The sequence below is a fragment of the Mesorhizobium kowhaii genome, assembly GCF_003253745.1.
GTDB lineage: Bacteria > Pseudomonadota > Alphaproteobacteria > Rhizobiales > Rhizobiaceae > Mesorhizobium > Mesorhizobium kowhaii.
In genome coordinates, this window is sequence record NZ_MZXV01000003.1 from 1 (window position 1) to 1,654 (window position 1,654).

The window sequence follows — 1,654 nt, forward strand, 5'->3', positions numbered from 1 at the left end:
AAACGGCAAGCTGCTGATATTATTGAATGAATCCTGATTTTGGGCAGGCAAGGCCCGGCGGTTTCAGATACACTTCGAGATCAAGCCACTGATTCCAAAGCGTTTCTGCCACCGCCGGAGCCGACAATGCGCCAAGAACGCACCGTCCAATCCAGTGTATTTGATCTTTTCGCCGGACACGAGATCGGCTGTGAATTGAAAGCCATGTCGCAATGGCTGGACGAGCATCGCGAGCTTTTGAGCCTGGTGACGCGGGACCTGCGCCGGCACGGTCTCAAGGAGACCGGCCGCGAGGGCCTGCCGGCTGAGGCTGTGCTGCGCTGCGCGCTGCTCAAGCAGCATCGCCAACTAAGCTATCAGGAACTGGCCTTTCACTTGGAGGATTCCGCCTCGTTCCGGGCTTTTGCCCGGCTGCCATGGGGGTGGAGCCCAAAGAAATCAGTCCTGCACAAGACGATCAGCGCGATCCGGGCGCCGACTTGGGAAGAGATCAACAAAGTACTGCTGGCAAGCGCCAGGCGAGAGAAGCTGGAAAGCGCCAAGGTCGTGCGCGTGGACAGCACCGTCACCGCCGCACTCGTCCACGAGCCGAGCGACAGCAGCCTGTTATGGGACGCTGTGCGGGTGATGGTGCGGCTGTTGCAGCACGCGGATGCACTGGGCAGCGCCATCCCATGGCACGATCACTGCCGCGCGGCGAAGAAGCGGTCCCGGGCGATCGAATATACCCGCGGTCGCCCGAAACGGGTGAAGCACTACCGCGAGCTGCTCAGGATCACACGCACCACCTTGGGCTATCTCCAGCAGGCGGCTGAGCAACCGACCCTGGCGGCGAGCCCGGCCGTTGAACTGTGGCAGGCCCAAGTCCGCCACTACCGGCCGCTGATCGAGCGGATCATCGCCCAGACCGAACGGCGGGTCCTGGCAGGCGAGCCGGTCCCGGCCGGCGAGAAGCTGGTGAGCCTGTTCGAGCCGCATGCCGATATCATCGTCAAGGGCAGCCGCGACGTCGATTATGGTCACAAGATCAATCTGACCACCGGTCGCAGCGGACTGATCCTCGATCTCGTCATCGAAGCGGGCAACCCAGCCGACAGCGAGCGTCTGCTGCTAATGCTGGAGCGCCACATCGCGTTTTACGGCGAGCCGCCGCGTCAGGCGGCGGCCGACGGCGGCTATGCCAGCCGCGCCAATCTGCGCCAAGCCAAGGCTTGGGGCGTGCGCGATATGGCGTTCCACAAGAAGAGCGCCCTCAGCATCGAAGACATGGTCAGCAGCCGCTGGGTCTATCGCAAGCTGCGCAACTTCCGCGCTGGTATCGAGGCCAGCATCTCCTGCCTGAAGCGCGCCTATGGCTTGGCCCGCTGCACCTGGCGCGGGCTCAACCACTTCAAGGCTTACGTCTGGTCCTCGGTGGTCGCTTACAATCTCGCCCTCTTCACCCGCCTCAGATCGACCTGACCCCCAGTCATCGGGCTGCGTTCAGGAGCACGCCGGCGAGCGCCGGCCGATACCCCTATGACCCCATTGCCGCCAGATCGCCCCCCGGCAGCGACCTCCATGCACTTGTACCATCACCCGTCCCCAAAACATCGCCTCAGCAGGCCAAAGACCCCTGAAAACTCCGGGAAAACAGCCGTTTATGGACGCGCAC

General features: G+C 63.1%; 1 protein-coding gene. It reads left to right on the plus strand.

The annotated features are described in order from the left end of the window. Positions 1-126 precede the first annotated feature (126 nt). Positions 127-1,461 carry an ISNCY family transposase gene (locus tag B5V02_RS00645; RefSeq protein WP_111542357.1) on the plus strand — a complete coding sequence of 445 codons (1,335 nt, stop codon included), beginning with the start codon at positions 127-129 and terminating at the stop codon, positions 1,459-1,461. Positions 1,462-1,654: the final 193 nt, after the last annotated feature.